At 61.9% G+C, this 25,151-nt stretch carries 28 protein-coding genes and 1 riboswitch; of the genes, 7 read left to right on the forward strand and 21 right to left on the reverse strand.

The annotated features are described in order from the left end of the window. The first annotated feature begins 207 nt into the window (after nt 1–207). Together J3D60_RS12905 and J3D60_RS12910 are read left to right on the forward strand one after the other, a co-directional pair. Nucleotides 208–690, forward strand: coding sequence for a hypothetical protein (locus tag J3D60_RS12905; protein ID WP_141155710.1), 483 nt, complete (start codon nt 208–210; stop codon nt 688–690). 146 nt (nt 691–836) lie between these two features. Beyond that, complete coding sequence (locus tag J3D60_RS12910) at nt 837–2,120, forward strand: OmpP1/FadL family transporter (protein ID WP_027603815.1); 1,284 nt, start codon at nt 837–839, stop codon at nt 2,118–2,120. Between the two features lie 65 nt (nt 2,121–2,185). Here the strand turns inward: J3D60_RS12910 and J3D60_RS12915 are convergent, their stop codons facing one another. The 14 genes from J3D60_RS12915 to cobO all read right to left on the reverse strand — a co-directional run bounded on the left by J3D60_RS12915 (nt 2,186) and on the right by cobO (nt 13,845). Further along, a complete protein-coding gene (locus J3D60_RS12915) occupies nt 2,186–2,737 on the reverse strand; it encodes a glutathione peroxidase (RefSeq protein WP_090400088.1) in 552 nt (183 codons plus the stop codon). 35 nt (nt 2,738–2,772) lie between these two features. After that, nucleotides 2,773–2,895 (reverse strand): hypothetical protein, encoded by a 123-nt coding sequence (locus J3D60_RS31290; RefSeq protein WP_260845652.1) that lies wholly within the window; start codon nt 2,893–2,895, stop codon nt 2,773–2,775. Further along, nucleotides 2,892–4,091: an MFS transporter gene (locus J3D60_RS12920; RefSeq protein ID WP_253494002.1), complete on the reverse strand. Its 1,200-nt coding sequence runs from the start codon at nt 4,089–4,091 to the stop codon at nt 2,892–2,894. Before J3D60_RS12920 ends, J3D60_RS31290 begins: the two co-directional genes overlap by 4 nt. A 63-nt stretch (nt 4,092–4,154) precedes the next feature. Continuing rightward, nucleotides 4,155–4,559 (reverse strand): MarR family winged helix-turn-helix transcriptional regulator, encoded by a 405-nt coding sequence (locus J3D60_RS12925; RefSeq protein WP_027603812.1) that lies wholly within the window; start codon nt 4,557–4,559, stop codon nt 4,155–4,157. 42 nt (nt 4,560–4,601) lie between these two features. After that, the gene (locus J3D60_RS12930) at nt 4,602–5,330 is read right to left on the reverse strand and encodes an adenosylcobinamide-GDP ribazoletransferase (protein WP_253491646.1); all 729 of its coding nucleotides are present in this window, start codon (nt 5,328–5,330) and stop codon (nt 4,602–4,604) included. A gap of 2 nt (nt 5,331–5,332) precedes the next feature. After that, complete coding sequence (gene cobC / locus J3D60_RS12935) at nt 5,333–5,908, reverse strand: alpha-ribazole phosphatase family protein (protein WP_253491647.1); 576 nt, start codon at nt 5,906–5,908, stop codon at nt 5,333–5,335. Continuing rightward, on the reverse strand, nt 5,905–6,960 hold the full coding sequence (cobT, locus tag J3D60_RS12940) for a nicotinate-nucleotide--dimethylbenzimidazole phosphoribosyltransferase (protein ID WP_253491648.1): 1,056 nt from the start codon (nt 6,958–6,960) through the stop codon (nt 5,905–5,907). The genes cobC and cobT overlap by 4 nt, the downstream gene beginning before the upstream one ends. Next, complete coding sequence (cobU, locus tag J3D60_RS12945) at nt 6,957–7,478, reverse strand: bifunctional adenosylcobinamide kinase/adenosylcobinamide-phosphate guanylyltransferase (protein WP_253491649.1); 522 nt, start codon at nt 7,476–7,478, stop codon at nt 6,957–6,959. Before cobU ends, cobT begins: the two co-directional genes overlap by 4 nt. A 427-nt stretch (nt 7,479–7,905) precedes the next feature. After that, nucleotides 7,906–9,357 carry a cobyric acid synthase gene (locus tag J3D60_RS12950; protein WP_253491650.1) on the reverse strand — a complete coding sequence of 484 codons (1,452 nt, stop codon included), beginning with the start codon at nt 9,355–9,357 and terminating at the stop codon, nt 7,906–7,908. Further along, a complete protein-coding gene (gene cobD / locus J3D60_RS12955; protein WP_253491652.1) occupies nt 9,354–10,343 on the reverse strand; it encodes a threonine-phosphate decarboxylase CobD in 990 nt (329 codons plus the stop codon). Before cobD ends, J3D60_RS12950 begins: the two co-directional genes overlap by 4 nt. Continuing rightward, on the reverse strand, nt 10,336–11,244 hold the full coding sequence (gene cbiB / locus J3D60_RS12960; protein ID WP_065924922.1) for an adenosylcobinamide-phosphate synthase CbiB: 909 nt from the start codon (nt 11,242–11,244) through the stop codon (nt 10,336–10,338). The genes cobD and cbiB overlap by 8 nt, the downstream gene beginning before the upstream one ends. Then, nucleotides 11,241–11,891, reverse strand: a complete 651-nt coding sequence (bluB, locus tag J3D60_RS12965; protein WP_253491654.1) for a 5,6-dimethylbenzimidazole synthase — start codon at nt 11,889–11,891, stop codon at nt 11,241–11,243. The genes cbiB and bluB overlap by 4 nt, the downstream gene beginning before the upstream one ends. After that, complete coding sequence (locus J3D60_RS12970; RefSeq protein WP_253491656.1) at nt 11,888–13,237, reverse strand: cobyrinate a,c-diamide synthase; 1,350 nt, start codon at nt 13,235–13,237, stop codon at nt 11,888–11,890. Before J3D60_RS12970 ends, bluB begins: the two co-directional genes overlap by 4 nt. Continuing rightward, nucleotides 13,234–13,845: a cob(I)yrinic acid a,c-diamide adenosyltransferase gene (gene cobO / locus J3D60_RS12975; RefSeq protein WP_065924919.1), complete on the reverse strand. Its 612-nt coding sequence runs from the start codon at nt 13,843–13,845 to the stop codon at nt 13,234–13,236. Before cobO ends, J3D60_RS12970 begins: the two co-directional genes overlap by 4 nt. 72 nt (nt 13,846–13,917) lie before the next feature. Beyond that, nucleotides 13,918–14,175, reverse strand: a riboswitch (cobalamin riboswitch). A gap of 99 nt (nt 14,176–14,274) precedes the next feature. Here cobO and J3D60_RS12980 point away from each other — a divergent pair. Beyond that, nucleotides 14,275–15,588 carry a sorbosone dehydrogenase family protein gene (locus J3D60_RS12980; protein ID WP_253491657.1) on the forward strand — a complete coding sequence of 438 codons (1,314 nt, stop codon included), beginning with the start codon at nt 14,275–14,277 and terminating at the stop codon, nt 15,586–15,588. Nucleotides 15,589–15,710: 122 nt separating this feature from the next. On the opposite strand, the gene J3D60_RS12985 is transcribed toward J3D60_RS12980, so the two are convergent. From J3D60_RS12985 to J3D60_RS13005, 5 genes are all read right to left on the reverse strand, one after another. Further along, entirely contained in the window at nt 15,711–16,247 is a 537-nt protein-coding gene (locus tag J3D60_RS12985) for a C40 family peptidase (RefSeq protein WP_027603800.1), read from the reverse strand. A gap of 144 nt (nt 16,248–16,391) precedes the next feature. Beyond that, nucleotides 16,392–17,021 (reverse strand): C40 family peptidase, encoded by a 630-nt coding sequence (locus J3D60_RS12990; RefSeq protein ID WP_027603799.1) that lies wholly within the window; start codon nt 17,019–17,021, stop codon nt 16,392–16,394. Between the two features lie 209 nt (nt 17,022–17,230). After that, nucleotides 17,231–17,935 carry a DnaA regulatory inactivator Hda gene (gene hda, locus J3D60_RS12995; RefSeq protein WP_027603798.1) on the reverse strand — a complete coding sequence of 235 codons (705 nt, stop codon included), beginning with the start codon at nt 17,933–17,935 and terminating at the stop codon, nt 17,231–17,233. Between the two features lie 203 nt (nt 17,936–18,138). Beyond that, nucleotides 18,139–19,212 carry an AI-2E family transporter gene (locus J3D60_RS13000; protein ID WP_065940599.1) on the reverse strand — a complete coding sequence of 358 codons (1,074 nt, stop codon included), beginning with the start codon at nt 19,210–19,212 and terminating at the stop codon, nt 18,139–18,141. A 42-nt stretch (nt 19,213–19,254) separates the two neighbouring features. Continuing rightward, nucleotides 19,255–20,295: a DUF2066 domain-containing protein gene (locus J3D60_RS13005; protein ID WP_065940600.1), complete on the reverse strand. Its 1,041-nt coding sequence runs from the start codon at nt 20,293–20,295 to the stop codon at nt 19,255–19,257. Nucleotides 20,296–20,652: 357 nt separating this feature from the next. On the opposite strand from J3D60_RS13005, the gene purM reads away from it, so the two are divergent. From purM to J3D60_RS13025, 4 genes are all read left to right on the forward strand, one after another. Next, on the forward strand, nt 20,653–21,711 hold the full coding sequence (purM, locus tag J3D60_RS13010) for a phosphoribosylformylglycinamidine cyclo-ligase (RefSeq protein ID WP_014719398.1): 1,059 nt from the start codon (nt 20,653–20,655) through the stop codon (nt 21,709–21,711). Then, on the forward strand, nt 21,711–22,361 hold the full coding sequence (gene purN, locus J3D60_RS13015) for a phosphoribosylglycinamide formyltransferase (protein ID WP_253491659.1): 651 nt from the start codon (nt 21,711–21,713) through the stop codon (nt 22,359–22,361). Before purM ends, purN begins: the two co-directional genes overlap by 1 nt. Nucleotides 22,362–22,369: 8 nt before the next feature. Further along, nucleotides 22,370–23,083, forward strand: a complete 714-nt coding sequence (locus J3D60_RS13020) for a DUF3108 domain-containing protein (protein WP_253491661.1) — start codon at nt 22,370–22,372, stop codon at nt 23,081–23,083. 273 nt (nt 23,084–23,356) lie between these two features. Next, nucleotides 23,357–23,545, forward strand: coding sequence for a hypothetical protein (locus J3D60_RS13025; RefSeq protein WP_065940603.1), 189 nt, complete (start codon nt 23,357–23,359; stop codon nt 23,543–23,545). A 150-nt stretch (nt 23,546–23,695) separates the two neighbouring features. Here the strand turns inward: J3D60_RS13025 and J3D60_RS13030 are convergent, their stop codons facing one another. Further along, a complete protein-coding gene (locus J3D60_RS13030) occupies nt 23,696–24,241 on the reverse strand; it encodes a DUF2058 domain-containing protein (RefSeq protein ID WP_010208656.1) in 546 nt (181 codons plus the stop codon). A 25-nt stretch (nt 24,242–24,266) separates the two neighbouring features. Next, entirely contained in the window at nt 24,267–25,100 is an 834-nt protein-coding gene (mazG, locus tag J3D60_RS13035) for a nucleoside triphosphate pyrophosphohydrolase (protein WP_253491663.1), read from the reverse strand. Nucleotides 25,101–25,151: the final 51 nt, after the last annotated feature.

Raw genomic sequence — 25,151 nt, forward strand, 5'->3', positions numbered from 1 at the left:
TCGAGTATTTGCACTAAGTTCAAATCGATATAAACGTTATAACTGGTTGAAGAAGATGTTTTAAAAACAGTCCTTTACCTCATGAATATGACACTACACTTCAACTCAAGCGGCATGATCCGCTTCCGACGAGCCTGAGAGCCGATCCACTGCTGCCAAGCCCCCTTTCTCAGGGCTCGTCGACCCTTTTCACGGATTGAGGCATGTATGGGTATCGCAGCCAGTGAATTGTGTCGTTATGTGATCCGGCCGACGCTGACGTACCTCGGCCAGCAGAGCCCCACGGCTGAGTCACTGCTGCTGGGTATCGCCGCCAGCCAGTCGGAATTGGGTTCTGCCCTGCATGATCGACGCGGCCACGGCCTGTACAGCATCACCGAACCTCGCCATCGTGCCTTGTGGGATAACTACCTGGCGCTCGACCCCGAGCGTGCCAGCCTGGTACGCGGGCTCGCCAGCCAACACGCCTTTCTCAGTGCGCCCCAACTGGAACTCACCGTAAACCTGCGTTATGCCACGGCCATCGCCTGGCTCCTGGTCGAACAACACAGCCCTGCCCTGCCACCACCCGGTGATGTTTTAGCCATGGCGCGTATCTGGAAAGAAATATTTCATCCTCAAGGAAGGCTGCGGGATTTCACCCAGGCCTGGCAAACCTGTGTTTCGCCCTTGAATCACGTGACCTGCTGACCGGGCAATTTGCAAGATTCGGCAAAAAAGCCGAATTTTGGTCGGATTGTCCTACAAAACCGCTCTATCTCCTGCATTACAGCCTATAGCGCGATGTTAATTTTATTGATACTTTCCGCTGCGGTGATCACCACGGAGTTCTAATAATGAAAAAAGTAATGCTCAAGACCACACTTAGCCTCGCCGTTGCCATGGCATCCTCCCAACTGTTCGCAAGCGGTTTCGCACTGAACGAACAGAGCGTCAGCGGGATGGGTACGGGTTTCGCAGGTCGCTCTTCTTCTGCCGATGATGCAAGCACTGTCTACGGTAACCCTGCCGGTATGTCGCGCCTGAATGGCCAGCAAATCACCGGTGGTGTCGCTGCCATTGATGCGTCGACCGATATCAAGGACGCAAGTGGCCGCCCAAGCGGCTCAAACAAAGGTGATATGGTTCCGTTCACCGCGGTGCCATTCGGCTTCTACACCAATAAACTCAACGATCAGTGGGCCATCGGCTTCGGCGTCTATGCACCGTTCGGTCTGGTGACCGACTATGAAAACGGCTTCCAGGGTCGTGGCTTCGGCAGCAAGAGCGAAGTGAAGGTCATGACCTTCCAGCCGACTGTCAGCTATGCCTTCAACGACAAGGTTTCCATCGGTTTTGGTCCGACCATCAACCGCATCTCCGGGGTGTTGGAGTCGGACAAGACGCTGGTAATCGGCGCACCTTTCTCTGACACCAACGTCAAGATCAAGGGTGATGACACCGCACTGGGCTTCAATGTCGGTGTACTTGTACAAGCAACCGATACTACCCGAGTCGGCCTGACCTACCACTCCAAGGTCAACTACAAGCTTGAGGGGCACACCACCGTCAGTGGTCCGGCCCAGACTCAAGGCGCATTGCGCAACAATCGTTACGACGCCTCCTTGAAAATCGAGACCCCGGAATCCTACGACCTGTCTGTCACTCAAGACCTGACCGATGCCTGGAAACTGTACGGCGGCGCAACCTGGACACGCTGGAGCCGCCTGAAAGAGATCACCGTCAACAACGAAGGTGTGACCGCGACAAACGGTGGCGCCCTGGCCCCTAGCCGAATCGCCAACATCACCGAAGAACAAAACTGGCACGACACCTGGGCCTATGCCGTGGGTACCTCCTACCAGTTGACCAAGCAGGTGGTACTGCGTACCGGCCTGACCTTCGACCAGTCGCCAACCAACAACAAAGATCGTTCGCCACGTATTCCTACTGGCGACCGGACGATCTTCAGTGTGGGCCTGGGCTACAAGGTCATGGATAACATGACGGTCGACCTGGCGTACTCCTACCTCAAGGAAGAAGACGTCAAGGTCAATAACACCTCGCTGCCGTCCAACTACAGCGCCAAATACGAAAACAGTGCCAACGGTTTCGGCCTGGGCATGACCTACACCTTCTGATCCAGGCGGGTGTAAAAAAGCCCCGCGCTCCTGCAAAGGAGGCGGGGCTTTTCAATGGGCGTTGGTCAGGGTTTGGACGCTATCGCCTGCTCCACCGCCTTGATCAGGTCGGGGCTGTCCGGCTTGGTCAGGCTGGAGAAATCGGCAATCACCTTGCCCTGCCGGTCGACCACGTACTTGTAGAAGTTCCACTTCGGCGCATTGCTCTGCTGCGCCAATACCTTGAACAGGTGCACCGCGTCCGGGCCCTTGACCTTCTGCGGCTCGGTCATGGTGAAGGTCACGCCGTAGTTCACGTAGCAGACCTTGGCGGTTTCTTCGCCGGTCTTGGCTTCCTGCTTGAAGTCATCGGATGGCACGCCGATCACCTCCAACCCTTCGCCCTTGTAGCGTTGATACAGCGCTTCGAGGCCTTTGAATTGCGGTGCGAACCCGCAAAAGCTCGCCGTGTTGACGATCACCAGGGGCTTGCCGGCAAAACGTTGGCACAGGTCGATGGATTCCTTGGCGCGCAACTTGGGCAGTTGACCCTCCAGCAACGGCGGGCAATCGGCAGCCAACGCCACACCGCCAAAAGCAGCCATCAGCACAGGTACAGCCAGCCAGCGCATCTGCATGTCGAAAAGTCCTTTAAAGAGTTCAGGCACCGAACTTAACAGATCGACATACCCAGTTGCATCAACGCCAGGCCACCGCGCTGCCAGCCCCACCAGGCCAGGGCCAGCAACAGCGCGGTCGCGGCGGCCCCGCCGAACCAATACCAGGTCGAACTCATGCCGCCTCCATCTGCGCCTGCAATCGCGCCACCGGCCGCTCACGCACCGGCCAGTTAAGGGCTGCGGCGAGCACGCTCAACAGGATCGCCACTTGCCAGATCAAATCGTAGTTACCGGTTCGATCATAGACCACTCCGCCCAACCAGCCGCCAAGGAACGAGCCGAGCTGGTGGAAAAGGAACACGATCCCACCGAGCATGGACAGGTTTCGCACCCCGAACAACGTGGCGACCGTGCCGTTGGTCAGCGGCACCGTGGACAGCCACAAAAAGCCCATGGCCATGCCGAACAGGTAGGCCGTGACTTCGGTCACCGGTGCCCACAGGAACAGGATGATCACCACCGCGCGCAGCAGGTACAACCCGGTCAACAGGCGCGGCTTGGACATGCGCCCGCCAAGCCAGCCGGCGGTGTAGGTACCGAAGATATTGAACAGCCCGATCAACGCCAACACCGTGGTACCGACCGTGGCTGGCAAGTGCTGGTCCACCAGGTAGGCCGGCAGGTGCACACCAATAAACACCACCTGGAAACCACAGACGAAAAAGCCGAAGGCCAGCAGCCAGAACCCGGAGTGGGAGCAGGCTTCCTTCAAGGCTTCACCCAGGGTCTGCTGGCCGGCCATGACCGGCAGCGGGCGATCCTTGAGCATGCTCACCAGCGGCAGGATCAGCGCCACCATCAGGCCCAGCGCCAGCAAGGCGGCCGACCAGCCCAGCCAACTGATCAAGCCCAAGGTGCCCGGCACCATGGCGAACTGGCCAAACGAACCGGCGGCGCTGGCAATGCCCATGGCCATGCTGCGCTTTTCCGGCGCCACGGCGCGGCCGACCACGCCCAGAATCACCGAGAACGATGTACCCGACAGGCCAATCCCGATCAGTAGGCCGGCACTCAAGGACAACGACCACGCCGAATCCGACAGGCCCATCAGCACCAGGCCTGCGGCGTATAACACTCCACCGACAAACACCGCCTTGGTGGCGCCGAACCGGTCGGCCAGGGCACCGGTAAACGGCTGCGCCAGGCCCCAGATCAGGTTCTGCAAGGCGATGGCAAAGGCAAAGGTCTCACGGCCCCAGCCGAATTCGCTGCTCATCGGCGCCAGGAACAGGCCGAACCCGTGCCGCACGCCCAAGGACAACGCCAGGATCAGCGCACTCCCTACAAGGATCCAACCGCTGGTGCGCCACATCGACGTCATTTCTTATTCTCCGTTCGCGGGTATATACCCGCTTGTATTCGAACAAACCCGCGTTCAGGCGAGTTCATCCAGCAAGGCCAACAGGGTTTCGCGTTTTTCCGCGCCGAGTTGATCGATCAATTTCTGTTGCGCTGCCTCCCAGGCGGGTAACGCAGCGGCCAGGCGCTCTTCACCGGCGGCGGTCAACAGCACCAAACGGTTGCGCAGGTCATCCCCCTCCACCATCCGCACCAGGCCCTCACCTTCCAACACCCGCAGGTTGCGCCCCAAGGTGCTGCGATCCAGGCCCATGGCGTCGGCCAGGCTGGAAATGCTCGGTTGATCGAGGCGCTGCAGGTTGCACAGCAAGGAATACTGGGCGACGTTGATCCCGAAGCCGTCGAGGGCGCCGTCGTAGTGCCTGCTGACGCCACGGGCGGCACGTCGCAGGTTGGTGCATAAACATTGGGAGGCAAGCATGGAACGTGTATATACCCGCGATTAAGGAAATGCAAGAAAGTGTTACAACGCCAGACCGACCAGAACAGCCACTTCCAGCAGCTCCAGCAGCGCGCCAGCGGTGTCGCCGGTGGTGCCGCCGAGGCGATTGACCATCAGCTGGCGCAGGCCGATAAAACACACGGCCGCGAGCAGCACGGCGAGCCCACCGCTGAAACCACCGATCAGGATGCAGGCCAGGCCACTGAGGATCAGCACCTGTTGCCCGACGACGCGCGGTAAATGATCCGACAACGCCTGGCCCAACCCACCCGCTCGCACATAACGGGTGGTGAGAAACAACCCGAGCATCGACGCGCGCCCGATCAACGGCGCGAGAATCAACGCCACACCGTTGTGCTGTTCGATCAAAGCCACCAGTGCGGTGAACTTGAGCAGCAACACCAGGCCCAGGGTGACCACGGCAATCGGCCCGCTGCGCGGGTCTTTCATGATACTGAGGGTGCGCTCGCGGTCGCCGAAGCCACCCAGCCAGGCATCGGCGCTGTCCGCCAGGCCGTCGAGGTGCAAGCCGCCACTGAGCAATACCCAGGCCGTCAGCAGCAGCGCGGCGTGCAACAACAGCGGTGATCCGGTCAACAGCGTATTGAGGCCCCACAGCAGCACGCCGAACAGCAACCCGACCACGGGATAAAACAGCAACGAGCGCCCCAGTTCCTGCGGCTGCGGCATACCCGGCAGGCGAATCGGCAAACTGCTCAGGAACTGCACGGCGATCCAGAACGGCAGCATGCTTAGATTCCTTCCTTCAACACGCCATCGGCGCCGACCTGCAGGTTGAACAACCCACCATGAGCGACTTCCACATTCAGCAACTGCTCACGGGGCAGCCCCCGAGCCTGGGCCAACAGCAAACGCATTACCCCGCCATGACTGATCAACAGCACACGCTCACCGGCATACGCCTTATGCAGGCGCAGGACGGCGCCCAAAACCCGCTGGGAAAACGCGCTGACCGGTTCGCCCTGGGGCGGCGTGAAGCTATAGGGATCGGCCCAGAACCGGCCCAGGCCTTCGGCGTCGGTCTCCATCAGCGCTGCCGCACTCTGCCCTTCCCAGGCACCGAAGTGCAGTTCCTGCAGGTCCTTTTCCAGGCTCACCGGCACATTCAGCCGCGCGCCCAGTTCATCCGCGAACCGCGCGCAGCGTTGCAGCGGCGAGCTGATCAGCCGATCCCAGGGCCCCTGTGCCGCCACGGCGGCGCGCATCTGTTCCCAGCCTTTGGCGGTCAATGCATCGTCCAGGCTGCCGCGCAGGCCGCCACCCAGTTCGGTTTCGCCATGGCGCAACAGGTCCAGGTGCAAAGTCATGCCGGACGGTCTGCCACGGCCGCTTCGGCAAACGTCGCCATCTGCCCGTGCAGCGCACAGGCCAGGCGCAGCAATGGCACCGCCAACGCCGCGCCACTGCCCTCGCCCAGGCGCAGGCCGAGTTCCAGAAACGGTTGTGCATCGAGGCTCTGCAAGACATGGCGATGGCCAGGCTCGGCGCCGCGGTGGCCGAACAGCAGCCAGTCGCGGCACGCCGGGTTCAAGCGCGTGGCGACCAGCGCCGCGACGGTGCAGATAAACCCATCCACCAGCACCACGATGCCTTCCTGGGCGCAGGCCAGATAAGCGCCCACCAAGGCAGCGATTTCAAAGCCACCGAGATTAAACAGAGTGTGCAGCGCATCCCCACGCTGCGCCGCATGCACCGCCAGCGCGCGCTCGATCACCGCCACCTTGTGGCTGACGCCCTGGGCACTCAACCCGGTGCCCGGGCCTGTGAGGTCGGTCACCTGGCAATCGAGCAAGGCGCAGGCCAGCGCACTGGCGGCGGTGGTGTTGCCGATGCCCATCTCGCCGCCGACAAACAACTGCGCACCGCTTTCACGGGCGCGCAGCACACTGTCGCGACCCGCCTGCAATGCCAATCGGCCCTGGGCGCCGGTCATTGCCGGGCCCTTGACGAAATTGGCGGTGCCCGCGCCGATATTCAGGTGACGGACGCCGGGCAGGTTCAGCGAAGGGGTCACCGTACCGAGGTCGACCACTTCCAACTGCGCATCCAGTTGCCGCGCCAATACACTGATGGCCGCGCCACCGGTGACAAAGTTATGCAGCATCTGCCCGGTCACTTCCTGGGGAAACGCCGATACACCCTCGGCAACCACGCCGTGGTCACCGGCAAAGATGGCGATCCACAGCCGGTCCACCGACGGCTTGACCTGGCCCTGCAAGCCGGCCAATTGCACCGCCAGCGCTTCCAGCTGGCCCAGGGAACCGGCCGGCTTGGTCAATTGCTGCTGGCGTGCCAGGGCTTGTTCGTACGCCGAGGCGTCAATGGCCTTACAAGGGTTGAGCCACCAGGTATCAGTCATAACGCAGTACCTTTCAACGTCAGGGGCAGGCCGGCAACCGTCAGGACAACACGCTGACAGCGCTCGGCCAAGGCTTGATGCAGCCAACCGGCTTCATCCACATAGCGGCGAGTCAATTCGCCCAGCGGTACGACACCCAGACCGGTCTCGTTGCTGACAAAAATAATTTCACCCGGCAGCACGGCCAGGGTTTCCAGCAATTGATCGCGCTCAAACGCCAGGCGCTCTGCGTCTTCGAGCATCAGCAGATTGGTCAGCCAAAGGGTCAGGCAATCCACCAGCAGGCAACGACCGGGCGCGGCGTTTTCGCGTAGCACACGCGCCAGCTCGACAGGTTCTTCGATCAAACCCCAGTGATCAGGGCGACGCTCGCGATGCAAGGCAACACGGGCATTCATCTCGCCGTCAAGCGGCTGGCTGGTGGCGATATAGATGACGGGCAAAGCGCTGTCGCCGGCGAGTTTTTCAGCGAGGCGGCTTTTGCCGGAGCGGGCGCCGCCTAAAATCAGTTGAAGCATGAGATACCCCCTGCCCACCCACCCATCCACGATGCGCAGCGAGTCGTTTTTGATCTGGCTTTTGATCTGAGGTCGCCCCGTAAACCACGCTGGCCGAACGCAGGCTTGAATCCGTGGGTAACCCGGCAGGACGCCGGGTTAGCCGCACTGGGCCAGGGATGGCCCATTGCGGCGGCCCACGGATTCAAGCCGGAGTGAGGGCACACCGAGCCCAAGCGAGGTGCCGAGTGGTGGGGCGAAGGCCTTTTGCTTACTTTTGGGCCTTTCCAAAAGTGAGCCGCTGTAAGAGCGGAACCATACGTGGCCGTTACCGCAGGAATGGATATGTACTCGGTATACCTGAACAATTCAGCACCTGATACACCGCTATCGGGGGCAAGTCGAATCGTCGCGCCGCCCCTCCCACATTTGAACCGTGTGTACACGATTAAACCCCACACAGTTTGCGCAACAAATCGGTATCCAAATGGTTCTCCACCAGATCCGCCAGGCGCTCGATATCGCGCTCGCGCAGGGCGTGATAATCCACCGCCTGCACATCCTGCAACCCGGCCCAACGCAGCAACGCACTGCAGGCCGCCGGGGTCTCGAACACGCCATGCAAATACGTGCCAAGAATCTGCCCATCAGCACTTTGCGCGCCGTCACGGCGACCGTCCTCCAGCACCACGGCGGCGTTCGCCAGGGCCGCGCCGCACGTCACGCCGGCATGGATCTCATAGCCACTGACCTCGGCGTCCTCCAGCAACAAGCGCCCGCGGACATTACGCAACTGTTTCTCGGCCTCCAGGGTGGTACTGAACGCCAGCAGCCCCAGGCCGTCGCTGGAACCGGCTGGCCCTTCCAGGCCCAACGGGTCGTGCACCTGCTCACCGAGCATCTGCAAGCCGCCGCAAATCCCCAGCACCTTGCCGCCGTAGCGCAAGTGCCGCGCCACGGCGGTGTCCCAGCCATGGGCACGCAGGTACGCGAGGTCGCTGCGCACGCTTTTCGAGCCCGGCAGGATGACCAGGTCGGCGGCCGGAATCGGCTGGCCCGGCCCGATGAACTGCAAGTCCACTTGGGGATGCAGGCGCAGCGGATCGAAATCCGTATGGTTACTGATGCGCGGCAAAACCGGCACCACCACCTTGAGCACCTGCGCTGCCTTATCGGTTTGGCGCCGGTCGATGCCGTCCTCGGCTTCCAGGTGCAGGTCCATCACGTAGGGCAATACGCCCACCACCGGTTTGCCGGTGCGTGCCTGCAACCAATCCAGGCCGGGTTGCAGCAGTGCGATGTCGCCGCGAAAGCGGTTGATGATGAAGCCCTTGACCCGTGCCTGTTCGCTGGGAGAGAGCAATTCCAGAGTGCCGACCAGATGGGCGAACACTCCGCCGCGATTGATGTCGGCAATCAGCAGCACCGGGCAGTCGACGGCCTCGGCGAAGCCCATGTTGGCGATGTCATTGGCGCGCAGGTTGATCTCCGCCGGGGAGCCTGCACCCTCCACCATCACCACCGGGTAGGTTTCGCTCAACCGCGCGTGGGAGGCCAGCACCGCCTGCATCGCGATGGCTTTGTAATCGTGATACGCCACGGCATTCATGCTGGTGACCGCACGGCCATGGATGATCACCTGGGAGCCGGTGTCGCTGTTGGGCTTGAGCAGCACCGGGTTCATGTCGGTGTGGGGCGCCAGGTTGGCAGCCTGGGCCTGCACCGCCTGGGCACGGCCGATCTCGCCGCCTTCGGCTGTCACGGCGCTGTTGAGCGCCATGTTCTGCGGTTTGAACGGCACCACGGCGATGCCCTGGCGTACCAGCCAGCGGCACAACGCGGTCACCAGGGTACTTTTGCCGGCATCGGAGGTAGTGCCTTGCACCATCAGCGTCGTCATAAGGCGTCCTTGTAGGCCGCCAGCGCTTCGTCAAGGCGCAGCCAGTCGGCCTCGGTGTCGGGCAGGCCAAACCGCACACTGCTGTTGTGCACAAACAGGCGCAGCAAGATGCCGCGCTGGGCCATGAATTCGTGCATGCGCTCGGCGTGCGGGGTGATCAACCACTGGAACAACGCGCAGCCGCCCTGGGGTTGAAAGCCACGGCGTTCGAGCAGTTCAAACAAGCGCTGGCCGGCCTCGATGCAGCGTGCCCGCTGCCGTGCATGACCGGCGGTATCGCGCAGGCACACTTGGCCCAGTACCCGCGTCGGCCCGCTGACAGCCCACGGCCCGACCTGTTCGGCCAAAAGCTTAAGCAGCCTGCGTTCGGCCAGTACAAAGCCCAGGCGCACACCGGCCAGGCCGAAAAACTTGCCGAACGAACGCAGCACAATCAGGCCGACCTGATGGGCCTGGCTCGCCAGGCTCAACTGCGGGGTAACATCCATGAACGCTTCGTCCACCACCAGCCAGCCGCCGCGCTGGGCCAGCTTTGTGTGCCAGTCCAGCAGGCGTTGCGGGGTCAGGCTCAGTCCGGTGGGGTTATTGGGATTGACCACCACCAGCACGTCGAGGACGTCGAGGAAGAAGTCGACTTCCTGCTCCTGTACTTCACGCACCACGTAGCCGGCGCGGCGCCAGGCCTCGGCATGTTCGGCGTAGCACGGCGACAGCACGCCGACCTTGCCAGCACGGCGCAGGCGCGGCAGCAACTGAATCGCCGCCTGGGAGCCGGGCACCGGCAGGACATGCGCGGCGCCGTAATACTCGCTGGCCGCCTGTTCCAGGCCGTCGTCCGATTCCGGCAAGCGCGCCCAGGCCCGCAGCGGAATCTCCGGGATCGGCCACGGCCAGGGCGCGAGGCCGCTGGACAGGTCCAGCCAATCGGCTTCGGCAATTCCGTACTGAATCGCCGCCTTGCGCAGCCGGCCACCGTGCTCAAGCATAAAATTGCCCCCCCACGCAGAGAATCAGCAACCACAACCATACGCCGCGCTGCACCAGTTGCCAGCCGCGGTCGATGGAATCGGCATCCGCCGCCGGGCCTTCGCCCAGGGGCGGACGCTGGTGCACCTCGCCGTGGTAAATCGCGGCGCCACCCAGCTCAACGCCCAACGCGCCAGCGCCGGATGCCATCACCGGCCCGGCATTGGGGCTGTCCCAGGTCGGCCCCTGGGTGCGCCAGCATTTGAGGGCCAGGCGGGTTTTGCCCAGCACGGCGTAGGTCAAGGCCACCAGGCGTGCAGGCACATAGTTGAGTACATCGTCGATCTTGGCCGCGGCCCAACCGAAACGCTCGAAGCGTTCGTTGCGATAGCCCCACATCGCGTCGAGCGTATTGCTCAGGCGGTAGAGCACCACGCCCGGCACGCCGGCGACGACAAACCAGAACAGCGCGGCAAACACCGCATCGCTGCCGTTTTCCAGCACCGATTCGGTGGCGGCACGGGCGACTTCGGTGCGGTCCAGTTCACTGGTCTGGCGGCTGACCAGGTAGCTCACTCTTGTACGGGCCGCGTCGAGGTCATCGCTGCGCAGGGCCTGGGCCACCGGGATCACATGCTCGCCGAGGCTGCGCATGCCGAGGGCGCAGTACAACGCGAGGATCTCCAGGACCCAGCCGATATACGGCGCCCACGACAACGCGGTGGCCAGCAGGGTCAACGGCACCACGGCGATAACCCACGCAGTCACGCCATGGCTGCGCCAGCCCCGGCCACCGCTGTTGAAACGCTGCTCGATGCGCCCGGCAAAATTGCCGAACGCCACCAGCGGATGCCAGCGCCTGGGCTCGCCCAGCAGCGCATCCAGCGCCACCGCAGCGACACACAGCAAGGCCACACTCATTGACTCACTCCCCACGCATTTTCATACACCATGTCACTCAACGGCCGAGGCTCGGTCCAGCCTTCGAGCTGCAACATCGGTGCCGGGTAAAACTCGGTCACCGGCCCCAGGCACAAGACCGCCAGGGGTTTTGCGCCAGGCGGCAGGCCCAGCAGGTCGGCCAGGGCCTGGGGTTCGAACAGCGAGACCCAGCCCATGCCCAACCCCTCGACCCGCGCCGCCAGCCACAGGTTCTGGATCGCACAGGACAGCGACGCCAGGTCCATCTCCGGCAAGGTGCGCCGTCCGAAGATGTGGCGCTCGCGATCATCCATCAACGCCGCCACCAGCACTTCGGCGCAGTCGTGGATGCCTTCGACCTTGAGCTTCATGAACGCATCGGAGCGCTCGCCCAACGCCTCTGCGGTGCGCACGCGTTCTTCTTCCACCAACTGTTGAATCCGGCTGCGCACCGCGCGGTCGCTGATGCGGATAAACCGCCAGGGCTGCATCAGGCCGACACTCGGGGCCTGGTGCGCGGCCTGGAGCAGGCGATGCAGCAATTCGGGCGCGACACTGCCGCCGCTGAAGTGGCGCATGTCGCGGCGTTCGGCGATGGCGCGGTAGACGGCGTCGCGGTCGGCCTGGGGGAAAGCGTTGTCGGTCATGGCCCTATCGGGGGCAAGCCCCCTCCCACAGTGGATGGGGTTTCAGCTCGGTCCGGGGCAAACAACGCGGCTACCGCCGTCGGATTCGACGGGAAATAGAAGTGCACGTAAGAGGCGGTCATCCGCCCCTGTCGGAACACCGCTTCGGCACCGCGCCCACCGTTCGGGCTCAGGCCACGGGCAATCGGCTGGCACTCGGTACTGGTCAGGGAATGGTGATACGTGTGCCCGCGCAGCACGCCTTCCGGCAGTTCGACGCTTTGCAGGGCCAGGGCCGCGAGTTTCTTTTGCATCACCGCATCGCCTTGCAGCAGGCCGACCAGCTCGGCACGGGAGCCGTCGACATCGGTAAGCGAATCCAACAGGTAGAGCATGCCGCCGCACTCGGCGAGCAAGGGTTTGCCGGCGGCATGATGGTTACGAATGGCGTCAAGCATCGGCGTGTTTTGCGACAGCGCCTGGTGGTGCAATTCCGGGTAACCGCCGGGCAAGTACAGGCTGTCAGCCTCGGGCAGCTGGCGATCATGGATCGGCGAGAAAAACGTCAGTTCGGCCCCCATCGCCCGCAGCAAGTCGAGGCTGGCGCCATAGGTGAAGGCGAAGGCTTCGTCACGGGCCACCGCAATGCGCACACCGGCCAGCAACGGCTCGGCCTCGATCACTTCCGGTGCGGCGAAGGTCACCGGTGGCGGCAATGCGACTTCGCAGCTGCTGCCCAGGGCCTGGGCGGCGGCGTCCAGGCGCACGTCGAGGTCATTCAGCTCGCTGGCCTGCACCAGGCCCAAATGGCGGCTGGGCAGTTCGATCCCGGTTTCGCGGGACAGGGCGCCATACCAACGCAAGCCTTCGGTGAGGCTGCCTTCCAGCAACTGCGCATGGCGCAGGGTGCCGACGCGGTTGGCCAGTACCCCCGCAAACGGCAGGTCCGGCTGATAACGCGCCAGGCCCAGGGCCAGGGCGCCAAAGGTCTGGGCCATGGCGGTGCCGTCGATCACACCGAGCACCGGCACGCCGAAATGCCGCGCCAGGTCGGCGCTGGACGGTGTGCCATCGAACAGGCCCATCACGCCTTCGATCAGGATGAGGTCGGCCTCACCCGCCGCTTCCCACAGCAGGCGGCGACTTTCCTGCTCACCCACCATCCACATGTCCAATTGATACACCGGCGCACCGCTGGCGCGCTCGTGGATCATCGGGTCCAGGAAATCCGGGCCGCATTTGAACACCCGTACTCTGCGCCCCAGGTTGCGGTGCAAACGGGCCAGCGCGGCGGTGACGGTGGTTTTGCCCTGGCCGGACGCCGGTGCGGCGATCAGGACGGCCGGGCAATGACGGGGCTGATTCAAAGTTCGACGCCCTTCTGTGCCTTGATCCCGGCCTGGAACGCGTGCTTGAGCATGCCCATTTCGGTGACGGTGTCGCCCATTTCGATCAGTTCAGGCTTGGCGCCACGGCCGGTGACGACCACGTGCTGCATCGGCGGACGCGCTTGCAGGTCGCTGAGGACCTGGTCCAAGTCGAGGTAACCATGCTTGAGGGCGATGTTCAGCTCATCCAGCACCACCAGGCCGATGCGCGGGTCTTGCAGCAGTTCGCGGGACACGGCCCAGGCGGCTTCGGCGGCAGCGATATCGCGCTGGCGGTCCTGGGTCTCCCAGGTGAAGCCTTCGCCCATCACGTGGAAACGCACTTGCTCGGGGAAACGGCGGAAGAACAACTCCTCACCGGTGCTGTTGCGCCCCTTGATGAACTGCACCACACCGCACTGCATACCGTGGCCCATGGCGCGCGCGAGCATGCCGAATGCCGAGCTGCTCTTGCCTTTGCCGTTGCCGGTCAGCACCAGCAGCAAGCCGCACTCATTGGGGGAATTGGCGATGCGCTCGTCGATCACGGCTTTTTTGCGCAGCATGCGCGCCAGGTGGCGTTCGTCGCGGTCGGGGGTATCGGTCATGGCAGCTCTCCATTGGGGCTGGACAAAAACGGCAGGCAGGAAAAAACAGACAGCCAAGCATCGCCCACCGTGATGCTGTTGGATGATCCAGGCCGGTCTCCGGGCTCACGAGTGGTGCGCTGGCTCATCGACAGAGCGAACACGCCGACGGCGCGCCTTCCCATATCGCGGGCGATACAGTGGCAAAAGGCACCGTCTTGACTCATTTACCGTTGCGGGGGCAGCGCCGGAATCGCGGCAGCACTGTGTACAAGTGCGCTCGCTCACCGGCTTCCCTGTTTCACTCGGTCGACCCATGGGTCACAGAGCACCTGGAACAAGCCGCGAAGGTTAGTGGGTTGGGGGTGGAGCGTCAATTAAAGCTGGCCTTGCACTTGAACCATCGCACCAGCGCCCTCCTCTACCCTTACAGGTATCAAGGAGAACACCATGCATAAAACCAGACTCGCCCTGCTCATCATGCTCGCCGGCACCCTTGCGGCCTGCGGTGAAAGCTCCACCCTGCAGGTGTCCGACGGCACCGGGCCGTCGCCGCAGCTACCGGAGCCGAACAAAACCCTGATCCCCACGGTGAACATTGCCCCGGCTATCGGCTGGCCGGAGGGCGTGAAGCCAACGGCGGCGGCCGGCACCCACGTGGCGGCGTTCGCCGAAGGCCTGGACCACCCGCGCTGGCTGTATGTGCTGCCCAACGGCGATGTGCTGGTGGCAGAAACCAATGCGCCGCCCAAACCGGATGATTCCAAGGGTATTCGCGGCTGGGTCATGGAGAAGGTCATGGGCCGCGCCGGCGCCGGGGTGCCGAGCCCCAATCGCATTACCCTGCTGCGCGACGCCGATCACGATGGCGTTGCCGAGACCCGTACGGTGTTCCTGGAAAACCTCAACTCGCCCTTCGGTATGACACTGGTCGGCAATGACCTGTACGTCGCCGATTCGGACAAACTGCTGCGCTTCCCCTATCAAGCGGGCGAAACCGCGATCAAGGCACCTGGCACCAAGGTGGTCGACCTGCCGGGCGGGCCCCTGAATCACCACTGGACCAAGAACGTGATCGCCAGCAAGGACGGCAGCAAGCTGTACGTGAGCGTCGGCTCCAACAGCAACGTCGGTGAGAACGGTCTTGAGGCGGAACAGGGCCGGGCGGCTATCTGGGAAGTGGATCGCGCCAGCGGCCAGCAGCGCATTTTCGCTTCCGGCCTGCGCAACCCTAACGGCATGGCCTGGGAACCCCAGAGCGGCAAGCTATGGACCGCGGTAAACGAGCGCGACGAGATCGGCAGCGATCTGGTGCCGGACTACATCACCTCGGTCAAGGATGGCGGGTTCTATGGCTGGCCCTTCAGCTATTATGGCCAGCATGTGGATGTGCGCGTCACGCCGCAGAACCTGGACCTGGTGGCCAAGGCAATCGTGCCGGACTATGCGGTAGGGCCGCACACCGCGTCTTTGGGACTGACGTTCGCCGAGGGCAGCAAACTCCCGGCGCCATTCAGCAACGGCGCGTTCATCGGCCAGCATGGCTCATGGAATCGCAAGCCCCACAGTGGCTACAAGGTGATCTTCGTGCCGTTCGAGGCAGGCCAGCCTGAAGGGCAGCCGGTGGATGTGCTGACCGGGTTTCTCGATAAGGATGAGAACGCCATGGGCCGGCCGGTGGGCGTGGTGATTGATCAGCAGGGGGATTTGCTGGTGGCGGATGATGTGGGGAATAAGGTGTGGCGGGTGTCGGCCGCTAAATAAACGCCCCCAGAAGCATCACAAAACCAATGTGGGAGGGGACTTGCTCCCGATAGCAGTGGGTCAGGCACAGATACTGTGATTGATACTTCGCTATCGGGGGCAAGCCCCCTCCCACATTTGGTTCAGGGATTACGTGCCAGGTTTGCTGGCAACACACGCTTGGCGCTCAGATAGGCATTCTGCCAATACGCCTTGGACAAGGTGTCCAGCTTGACCGTACCGCCGGTCTGCGGCGCGTGCACAAAGCGGCCTTCGCCCACATAGATGCCGGCGTGGCTGACCTGGGAGCCGCCACCGGTGGCGAAGAACAGCAGGTCGCCGGTCTGCAGGTTCTGCTCGCTGACGTCCTGGGCGCGCATCACGATCAGCTCGCGGGTGGTGCGCGGCAGGGAGATGCCGGCGGCGTCGCGGAAGACGAAGCCGATCAGGCCACTGCAATCAAAACCCGAATCCGGCGTGTTGCCGCCCCAACGGTAAGGCGTGCCGACCAGGCCCAGTGCACGAAAGAGTACGTCTTCGGCCGCAGGCGAGAAATTCTGGGTGGAATAGTTGAATACCGGCTTGGGCTTGACCGCAACGGGAGCGGGCGGCGGGCGGCTGGCGCAGGCGCTGATAAGCGCGGCGCAGAGAATAAGGAGCAGGCGGGCTGAGGTCGACATGTGCAGAACAATCCTGGTCTGGATGCGGCTATCGCTGCCGAACGCTGAAAACCAGAACGCGCAAGCAAAGCTCGCGCGAACGGATTACAACAATGTCCAGGGATTCTAGCGCTTACACGTCAAACTTCAAGTATCACTTTAAGTTTACTTACTGGCGGTAACCGTAGTCGGGGCCATGGCGAGTGCGCGCTTGGCTTCGATGAAGGTTTTGCTCCAGTAGCTGTCACCCAGGCTGTCGACTCGAACACCGCCACTGCGACGGCTGCTGGAGTGGATAAACTGGTTATCGCCCAGGTAGATACCGGCATGGCTTACGCGACCACGGCCTGCAGTACTGAAGAAAAGCAGATCACCGGGCTTGAGGTTGTTGCGCGCGACCAACGGTGCTTTCACGTTGATCATTTCGCGAGTGGAGCGTGGCAGGTTCATGCCAGCTTCTTCACGAAACAGGTAGCCGATGAAACCGCTGCAGTCGAAACCGGCTTCAGAGGTACCGCCGAAACGGTAACGGGTACCGATCAGGGACATGCCGCGTTCGAGGATGCTGTCGGCCAGGACTGGAAGCTGGTAAGGCTTGTTGCCGGAGAAATCGGCCAGTTCCTTTTCGGTTGCGACCTCTTCTTCATAGACAGAAGCAGACTGTGCAGCAACGAATTTTGCCTGGGACTGTTGTTGAGGTTTTTGCTGCTCAACCACCTGTTGAGGGTGGGAGGCGCAACCAAACAACAGGGTAACGAGTGCGAGGGGCACGAGGGGTGCGAAGCGATTTAGCATGGGCACGACCGTGGCTGGTATGTAAAGAAGTCGAGACTATGCCTTCTATCACATCGATTTGCAAATTCAATCGTGATCTATGTGACTTCGCGATTGGACTATGACATCTAAGCCGTAATTCCATTTATCGGTTCAAATGCGTAGCCAACGTGGCTTAAACGCAGGATTTCTGGCGCCTGTAAATTGCCGAACCCCGTAGATTCAACCGGTTACCAGCCCAACGTTTCCTTGAGAAAAGGGATCGTCAATTTTCGTTGAGCCTGCAAAGAGGCCTGATCGAGTTGCTCGAGCAAATCGAACAACGCGCTCATGCTGCGGGTGCCACGGGTGAGGATAAAGTGCCCGACTTCATCGGTGAGGTGCAGGCCGCGACGGGATGCGCGCAATTGCAGGGCCCGCAGTTTGTCTTCGTCGGAGAGTGGGCGCATCTGGAAGATCAGCGCCAGGGTCAGGCGCGACTTGAGGTCGGCCAGCTTCACCGGCAACTCCCGTGGCGAAGTGGAGGCGGCAATCAACAAGCGCCGGCCGCTGTCACGCAGGCGGTTGAACAGATGGAACAGCGCCTCTTCCCAATCCGCCTTGCCGGCCACTGCCTGCAGATCGTCCAGGCACACCAGTTCGTATTGCTCAAGGTTGTCGAAGATGCCGATGCCGCGATCCATCAACTCGGCCAGGGGCAAGTAAACCGCCGGCTCTCCCATCTGCTCGAAACGCAGGCAAGCGGCCTGCAACAGGTGGGTACGCCCGACGCCGTGTTTACCCCACAGATAGATCAGGCTTTCGGTCCACCCGGCGTCGGCTTCGCAGAGCCGCTCGACATAGCCGAGTGCAGCGGCATTGGCGCCTGGGTAGTAATTGATAAAGGTAGCGTCATCACGCAGACGCACACCTAAGGGCAGCTGAATCGGTTTCATGCTGACTGAACGGCTCCCATCGAACCGTTAGTGGCCTCTGTGTAAAGTTTGCAAAGTTTATACCCGTGACGCCGGGCGCACAATGCAGCAGACCACAAGCAAAATCAAAGGTTTGCGTTAACTTGCCGGTTTTGAGCGGATTGTTTGACGCCATAGCCCCATAAACAACAAACCCGGCCGAAGCCGGGTTTATGACGCAGCGGTTACAGGTCGGGGTCTTCGACCCCCGTATAAGCGTCGGAATCCTTGTACAGATCGTGCACATGACGCACCAGCACCATGATCACCGCTGCCACCGGCAGTGCCAGCAGGATGCCGGTAAAGCCGAACAGCTCGCCGCCCGCCAGGATCGCAAAGATCACCGCCACCGGGTGCAGGCCAATCCGATCCCCCACCAGCAACGGCGTGAGCACCATGCCTTCCAAGGCCTGGCCGACCATGAACACCGCGACAATCCCCAGCATCGGGTACAGGTCGCCGCCAAACTGGAACAACCCTGCCACCAACGCCGCACCGATCCCGATCACAAAGCCCATATACGGCACGATAGCGGCGAGGCCGGCGATCAGGCCGATCAACAGGCCCAGCTCCAGGCCGATGGCCATCAAGCCCGCCGCGTAGATGATCCCCAGTGCCAGCATCACCAGCAGTTGCCCGCGCACAAAGGCGCCAAGCACCTCATGGCACTCGCCGGCCAGGGCCACGATGCGCTCTTCACGGTTGCGGGGCAGCAGGCTGCGGATCTTGGCCATCATGATGTCCCAATCGCGCAGCAGGTAGAACGCCACCACCGGAATCAGCACCAGGTTGGTCAGCCAGCCGATCAGCGCCAGGCTGGACGCGGTCGCCTGGCTGAGGATCACCCCCACAATATCGGTGGTCTGGCCCATGTGCTCGCTGATCGCCGCCTTGACCTTGTCGAACTTCCAGAAGCCATCCGACAGGCCCAACTTGGCCTGGGCCCATGGCATCGCCGTGTGCTGCAGCCAATCGAGCATCTGCGGCGCCAGCTCATAGAGACGAAACAGTTGCTTGGCCAGCATCGGCACCAGCACCAGCACCAGCGCGGTGATGATCAACGTGAACAGTGCAAACACCGCAACCACGCCCAAGGTCCGCGACAGACCGGCTTTTTCCAGGCGATCCACCACGGGATCGAACAGATAGGCGAGCAGCAACGCAACCAGGAACGGCGTCAGGATCGAATGCAGCAGGAACACAAAAACGCACAGCAGGACGATCCCGCCAAGCCACACCCAACGACGCGTATCCGCCATAAACCACTCCATTATTTGCTTCTATCTATATAGGAAGAACTTTTACCAACGAAAATGCAGTTGCGCCTGGGGCGCAGGTGCCGCTGCCGGTTGTGTGCCATCGACCGCAGGCTGCTGCGCCGGGGCCTCACCGGCAGGCACCTCCTGCAACTTGGCCAGGCTCAACTGGGTACGCAACTGATCGGCGCTGCCGTTGACCCGATACACAATACGATTGCCATCCACCCATTGCGGCTGACCGCCAAACGGCTCAAGCAGGTGCCCCAGGGCCGCGTACCGCTCCAGGTTCATGCCCTGCACTTCCAGCAGTTGCTCGGTACTCACACCGGGCTTGACCGCAAAGCGCGGCGCCAGTTTTTGGCTGACCGCCAGCATGACTGCATCGGCCAGCGCGCCCGTGTCGGCGCCTTGCGCGGTGCCCTGCTCGCTCTTGTCACCCAGCCACAGGCGCCATTTGGCCTGCCATTGATTGCCTTCCTGGCGTGCATGCACGGCCAGCAAGGCGTCGGCACCGTAGCGTTCGGACGCGGCGCGCAACGGCGTGGCATCGGCGCTTTCAAGATTCGGCGCGGTGGCGACCACCTGTTCATCCAGGTCCCCCAGGGGCAGGCGCAATGGCAAGCCACGGTGCTGTGCCGCACGGCGCAGCGCCTGGGCAGCGGCCTGGCCATCGCCGACCAGGCTGCTGCCTTCGGTGGAGTCGTTCAGCCACCAGCCGAGGATCGATGGCCGATTGCTGCCCCAGATCGACAGGCCGGCATCACGCAAGGCGCGATCAGTGCTGACCGGGTCGAAGTCCACTTGCAGGCTCTCGGGCGGGCCGGCGTCGTAACCGTATTGAGTGATGATTTGCTGCGGATCCTTGCGAATCGCCGCCAGGCCCGGGCCTTGCGCGGCCTTGGCGTCGCCGGTCAGGCGAATCACCAGGGTTTCCACCGCGCGCTGGGTCGCCTGGTCGCGCTCTTGCGGCGATTGGCTGCTGACGGGTTCGAGTACCTGGTACAGGCCATTGAGGGTTTCGGCATGACTCGCCAGGCTGATCAACGACAAGCAGCCTACAAAAAAGACATTACACAGACGCATGGAAGATTCCCGAACGACAAATTTAGCGGCTGGAACAGACCGCGTGAAATCGGTATAGCCAGGCTGTGACCACAGCGACAACTAAAACATTCACGGGGTCCCGGTAAGTTTTCGCCATGTCATTAACGACAGCGGTTTAAAGGCTATACCTTAATACGTGCCTGAACAGACCCGATCAGCATTTTTTTAACCTGCTTTTTTAAATCTATCTGCCCTGCCCGTCGGCCCGAGGATGGCCGCTGCCCCTCAAGCCTGATAAAATCGCGCGCCTTCGCAGACCGTCAACGGCTGGGCCTTTTACCAAAAGCGCCTGCCCGCTCGGTCGTTACCCCTGAATCCCCCCTAAAGGCCTGGATCATGAGCAAGCAACCCTCCCTGAGCTACAAGGACGCCGGTGTAGACATCGACGCCGGTGAAGCATTGGTCGAACGCATCAAGAGCGTTGCCAAGCGCACTGCGCGCCCCGAAGTCATGGGCGGCCTGGGCGGTTTTGGCGCCCTCTGCGAGATCCCGGCCGGCTACAAGCAGCCTGTATTGGTTTCCGGCACCGACGGTGTGGGCACCAAGCTGCGCCTGGCACTGAACCTGAACAAGCACGACAGCATCGGCATCGACCTGGTCGCCATGTGCGTCAACGACCTGGTGGTCTGCGGTGCCGAGCCGTTGTTCTTCCTCGACTACTATGCCACCGGCAAGCTGAACGTCGAGACCGCCACCCAGGTGGTGACCGGCATCGGCGCCGGCTGCGAACTGTCGGGTTGCTCCCTGGTCGGCGGCGAAACCGCTGAAATGCCAGGCATGTACGAAGGCGAAGACTACGACCTGGCCGGCTTCTGCGTCGGCGTGGTGGAAAAAGCCGAGATCATCGACGGCTCCAAAGTGGCTGCCGGCGACGCCCTGCTCGCCCTGCCATCCTCCGGCCCGCACTCCAACGGCTACTCGCTGATCCGCAAGATCATCGAAGTGTCCGGTGCCGACATCGAGAACATCCAGCTCGACGGCAAGCCGCTGACCGACCTGCTGATGGCCCCGACCCGCATCTACGTCAAGCCACTGCTCAAGCTGATCAAGGACACCGGCGCGGTCAAGGCCATGGCCCACATCACCGGCGGCGGCCTGCTGGACAACATCCCGCGCGTACTGCCAAAAGGCGCCCAGGCGATCGTCGACGTGGCCAGCTGGCAGCGTCCTGCGGTATTCGACTGGCTGCAGGAAAAAGGCAACGTCAATGAAACCGAAATGCACCGCGTGCTGAACTGCGGCGTGGGCATGGTGATCTGCGTGGCGCAGGAACACGTTGAAACCGCGCTGAACGTATTGCGTGAAGCCGGCGAGCAGCCTTGGGTCATCGGCCAGATCGCCACCGCTGCCGAAGGCGCGGCTCAGGTTGAACTGAAGAACCTCAAGGCTCACTGATGCCTCGGACCTGTGATGTCGTGGTGCTGCTTTCCGGCACCGGCAGTAACTTGCAGGCCCTGATCGACAGCACGCGCACCGGCGACAGCCCGGTGCGCATCGCTGCGGTGATCTCCAACCGCAGCGACGCCTACGGCCTGCAACGCGCCAGGGACGCGGGTATCGAAACCCGCTCGCTGGATCACAAGGCTTTCGAAGGCCGCGAGGCCTTCGACAGCGCCCTGGTCGAACTGATCGACACCTTCAACCCCCAACTCGTGGTACTGGCCGGTTTCATGCGCATTCTCAGCGCTGGTTTCGTGCGGCACTACGAAGGGCGCCTGCTGAATATCCACCCTTCCCTGCTGCCCAAATACAAAGGCATGCACACGCACCAGCGCGCGCTGGATGCCGGTGACAACGAGCATGGCTGCAGCGTGCACTTCGTTACCGAGGAACTCGATGGCGGGCCTCTGGTCGTACAGGCAGTGGTTCCGGTAGAGTCTGACGACTCGGCGCAGACCCTTGCGCAACGGGTGCATACCCAGGAACACAGGATTTACCCGCTGGCTGTGCGCTGGTTTGCCGAGGGGCGGTTGATTCTTGGTGACCAGGGTGCATTATTGGACGGTCAGTTACTTGCGGCCAGCGGCCACTTGATTCGAACCTAGGAGATTTTATGCGTCGCGCCTTGCTCTTCGCTTTTGCGCTGCTCGCCTTGCCTGCCGTGCAAGCGGCAGATCTACACCCGTTCTCCGCCAGCTACACCGCCGACTGGAAACAGTTGCCCATGAGTGGTTCGGCAGAACGCAGCCTGACCAAGAACGGTGACGGCACCTGGACCTTGAACTTCAAGGCTTCCATGATGATCGCCAGCCTGACCGAAACCAGCGTTATCCTGTTCGACAAGGACACCCTGCAACCGAAGAGCTACGCCTTCGAACGCGGCGGCCTGGGCAAGACCAAGAAGATCAACCTGGACTTCGACCCGTCGACCAAGAAAGTCACCGGCTTTGAAAACAAAGACCCGGTCAATGTGCCCCTGCAAAGCGGCATGCTCGACAAGTCGACCTACCAGTTGGCCTTGCAGCGCGACGTGGCAGCCGGCAAGAAAAGCATGAGCTACAACGTGGTTGAAGGCACCGACGTCGACACCTACGACTTCCGCGTGATCGGCCCGGAAAAGGTCCAGACCAAGGTCGGCAGCATTGACGCAATCAAGGTCGAGCGCGTACGCGACCCGACTCAAAGCAAGCGCATCACCCAGATGTGGTTTGCCAAGGACCAGGGCGGCATCCTGGTTGCCCTGCGTCAGGTTGAGACCGACGGCAAGGAATACAACATCATGCTGCAAGACGGTACCGTTGACGGCAAGGCGGTCAAAGGCAACTGAGTGCGCGGATGAGCTGAACAAGAGCCTCGCTGAATGCGGGGCTTTTTTTCGTCTGGGGTTTTGGGTTCAAGTGTCTGCCGTCATCGGGAACAAGCCCCCTCCCACATTTGAACTGCGAACACTTTCCCCTGTGGGAGGGAGCTTGCTCCCGATGGTGCCCAACATGAAACTTCTGTCATAAACCTCTAAAGCGGTTTACTTAGCAAGCTAACAAACCGTATAAAAAGACCTGCGACGACTTGCCGCATACCCACCAGAAATTGGAGCAAGCAGATGACTGTAAAAGTAACTGAACGCGACGACGAACATATGTCCCACGAAGCGCTGGGCCATGGGATTCACATCTGGGATGTCCACCAACAAGACCTGCTGGTCGGCATGTTTCACAACGAGAGCGACGCTCATAATTATAAAAACGAGCTCGAAGCCCTTGAGATGAAACGCCAGACGCAAAGCTCCTGAAACTTCGAAATCCTGTAGGCCCCCAGCCCCACGCAGCTGGGGGGCCTGTAAAACACAAACCCCGCCTTTTGAGCGGGGTTTGTGTGTTCTGGGGCTACTTCGCAGCCCAACGCAGGGCACGCCTGCTCACCACAATTCGTTGCTACAGCCTTACCACATCAAATCATCCGGGATCTGGTAGGCCGCGTACGGATCATCCTCATCCGGCACCTGGCTTTCGGTCAGGATATTGAGCTGCACGATACGTTCCGGGGCGCGCTCCTGGATCTTCAGCGCGGCTTCACGGGGGATCACCTCGTAGCCGCCACCGTGATGCACGATGGCCAGGGAGCCGTTGCTCAGCTTGTTGCGCATCAAGGTGTTGACCGACAGGCGCTTGACCTTCTTGTCATCCACGAAGTTGTAGTAGTCCTCGGTCGTGAGCTTAGGCAGGCGCGAGGTTTCGATCAGTTGCTTGACCTGGGCCGTACGGGCCTTGGCCTCGGCTTTTTCCTGCTGCTGGCGGTTCAGCTCCTGGTCACGCTTGACCTTCTCGGCCTGGGCTTCGGCAGCCAGGCGAGCCTGGGTGTCATCGGCCTCGATCTGGCCCTTGTGGACCAGGCGCTGCTGTTTCTGTTTCTCTTTGCCGACCTGCTTGGCCTGCTTTTGGTTGACCAGACCTGCTTTGAGCAACTGGTCGCGAAGGGAAAGGCTCATGGTGCTTACTCACTTAGGCAACTGCTCAACCGCAGCTGGACACGTTCTTTTCCTGACGTTTGGCTTCGCCCCACAGGGCGTCCAACTCTTCGAGGGTGCAATCTTCTATGGGTTGGTGGGTATCGCGCAATGCCTGTTCGATAAATCGGAAGCGTCGCTCGAACTTGGCATTGGCGCCACGCAGCGCGGTTTCCGGGTCGACCTTGAGGTGGCGGGCCAGATTGACCGCCGCGAACAGCAGGTCACCGACTTCATCGGCGATGGCCTCCAGGTCGTTGTCGGCCATGGCTTCGAGCACTTCGTCCAGCTCTTCGCGCACGTTATCCACCACCGGCAACGCCGATGGCCAGTCGAAGCCGACCTGGCTGGCGCGCTTCTGCAATTTGGCGGCCCGGGACAGGGACGGCAAGGCGGTGGGCACATCGTCCAGCAGGGACAGCTGCTCCGGCGCGTCGGATTTTTCCGCACGCTCCTCGGCCTTGATCTGCTCCCAACGTTCCTTTACCTGCTCTTCGCTCAGTCGAGGAATATCCAGCGGCGCGTACAGATCGCCGGTCGGGAACACATGGGGATGGCGGCGAATCAGTTTGCGGGTGATGCTGTCGATCACCCCGGCAAATTCGAAACGCCCCTCTTCCCGCGCCAGCTGGCTGTAATACACCACCTGGAACAACAGGTCGCCCAACTCACCTTGCAGATGATCAAAGTCGCCGCGCTCGATGGCGTCGGCCACTTCGTAGGCCTCTTCCAGGGTGTGCGGGACAATGGTCGCGTAGGTTTGCTTGATGTCCCACGGGCACCCGTATTGCGGGTCCCGCAGGCGGCTCATCAGGTGCAGCAGGTCTTCAAGTGAATACATCTTTCTGTGTCCGATCAGTGTGGGAGCAAGCCCCCTCCCACATTTAGCCTG

The organism is Pseudomonas sp. S3E17 (genome assembly GCF_024168685.1).
Classification (GTDB): Bacteria; Pseudomonadota; Gammaproteobacteria; order Pseudomonadales; family Pseudomonadaceae; genus Aquipseudomonas; species Aquipseudomonas marginalis.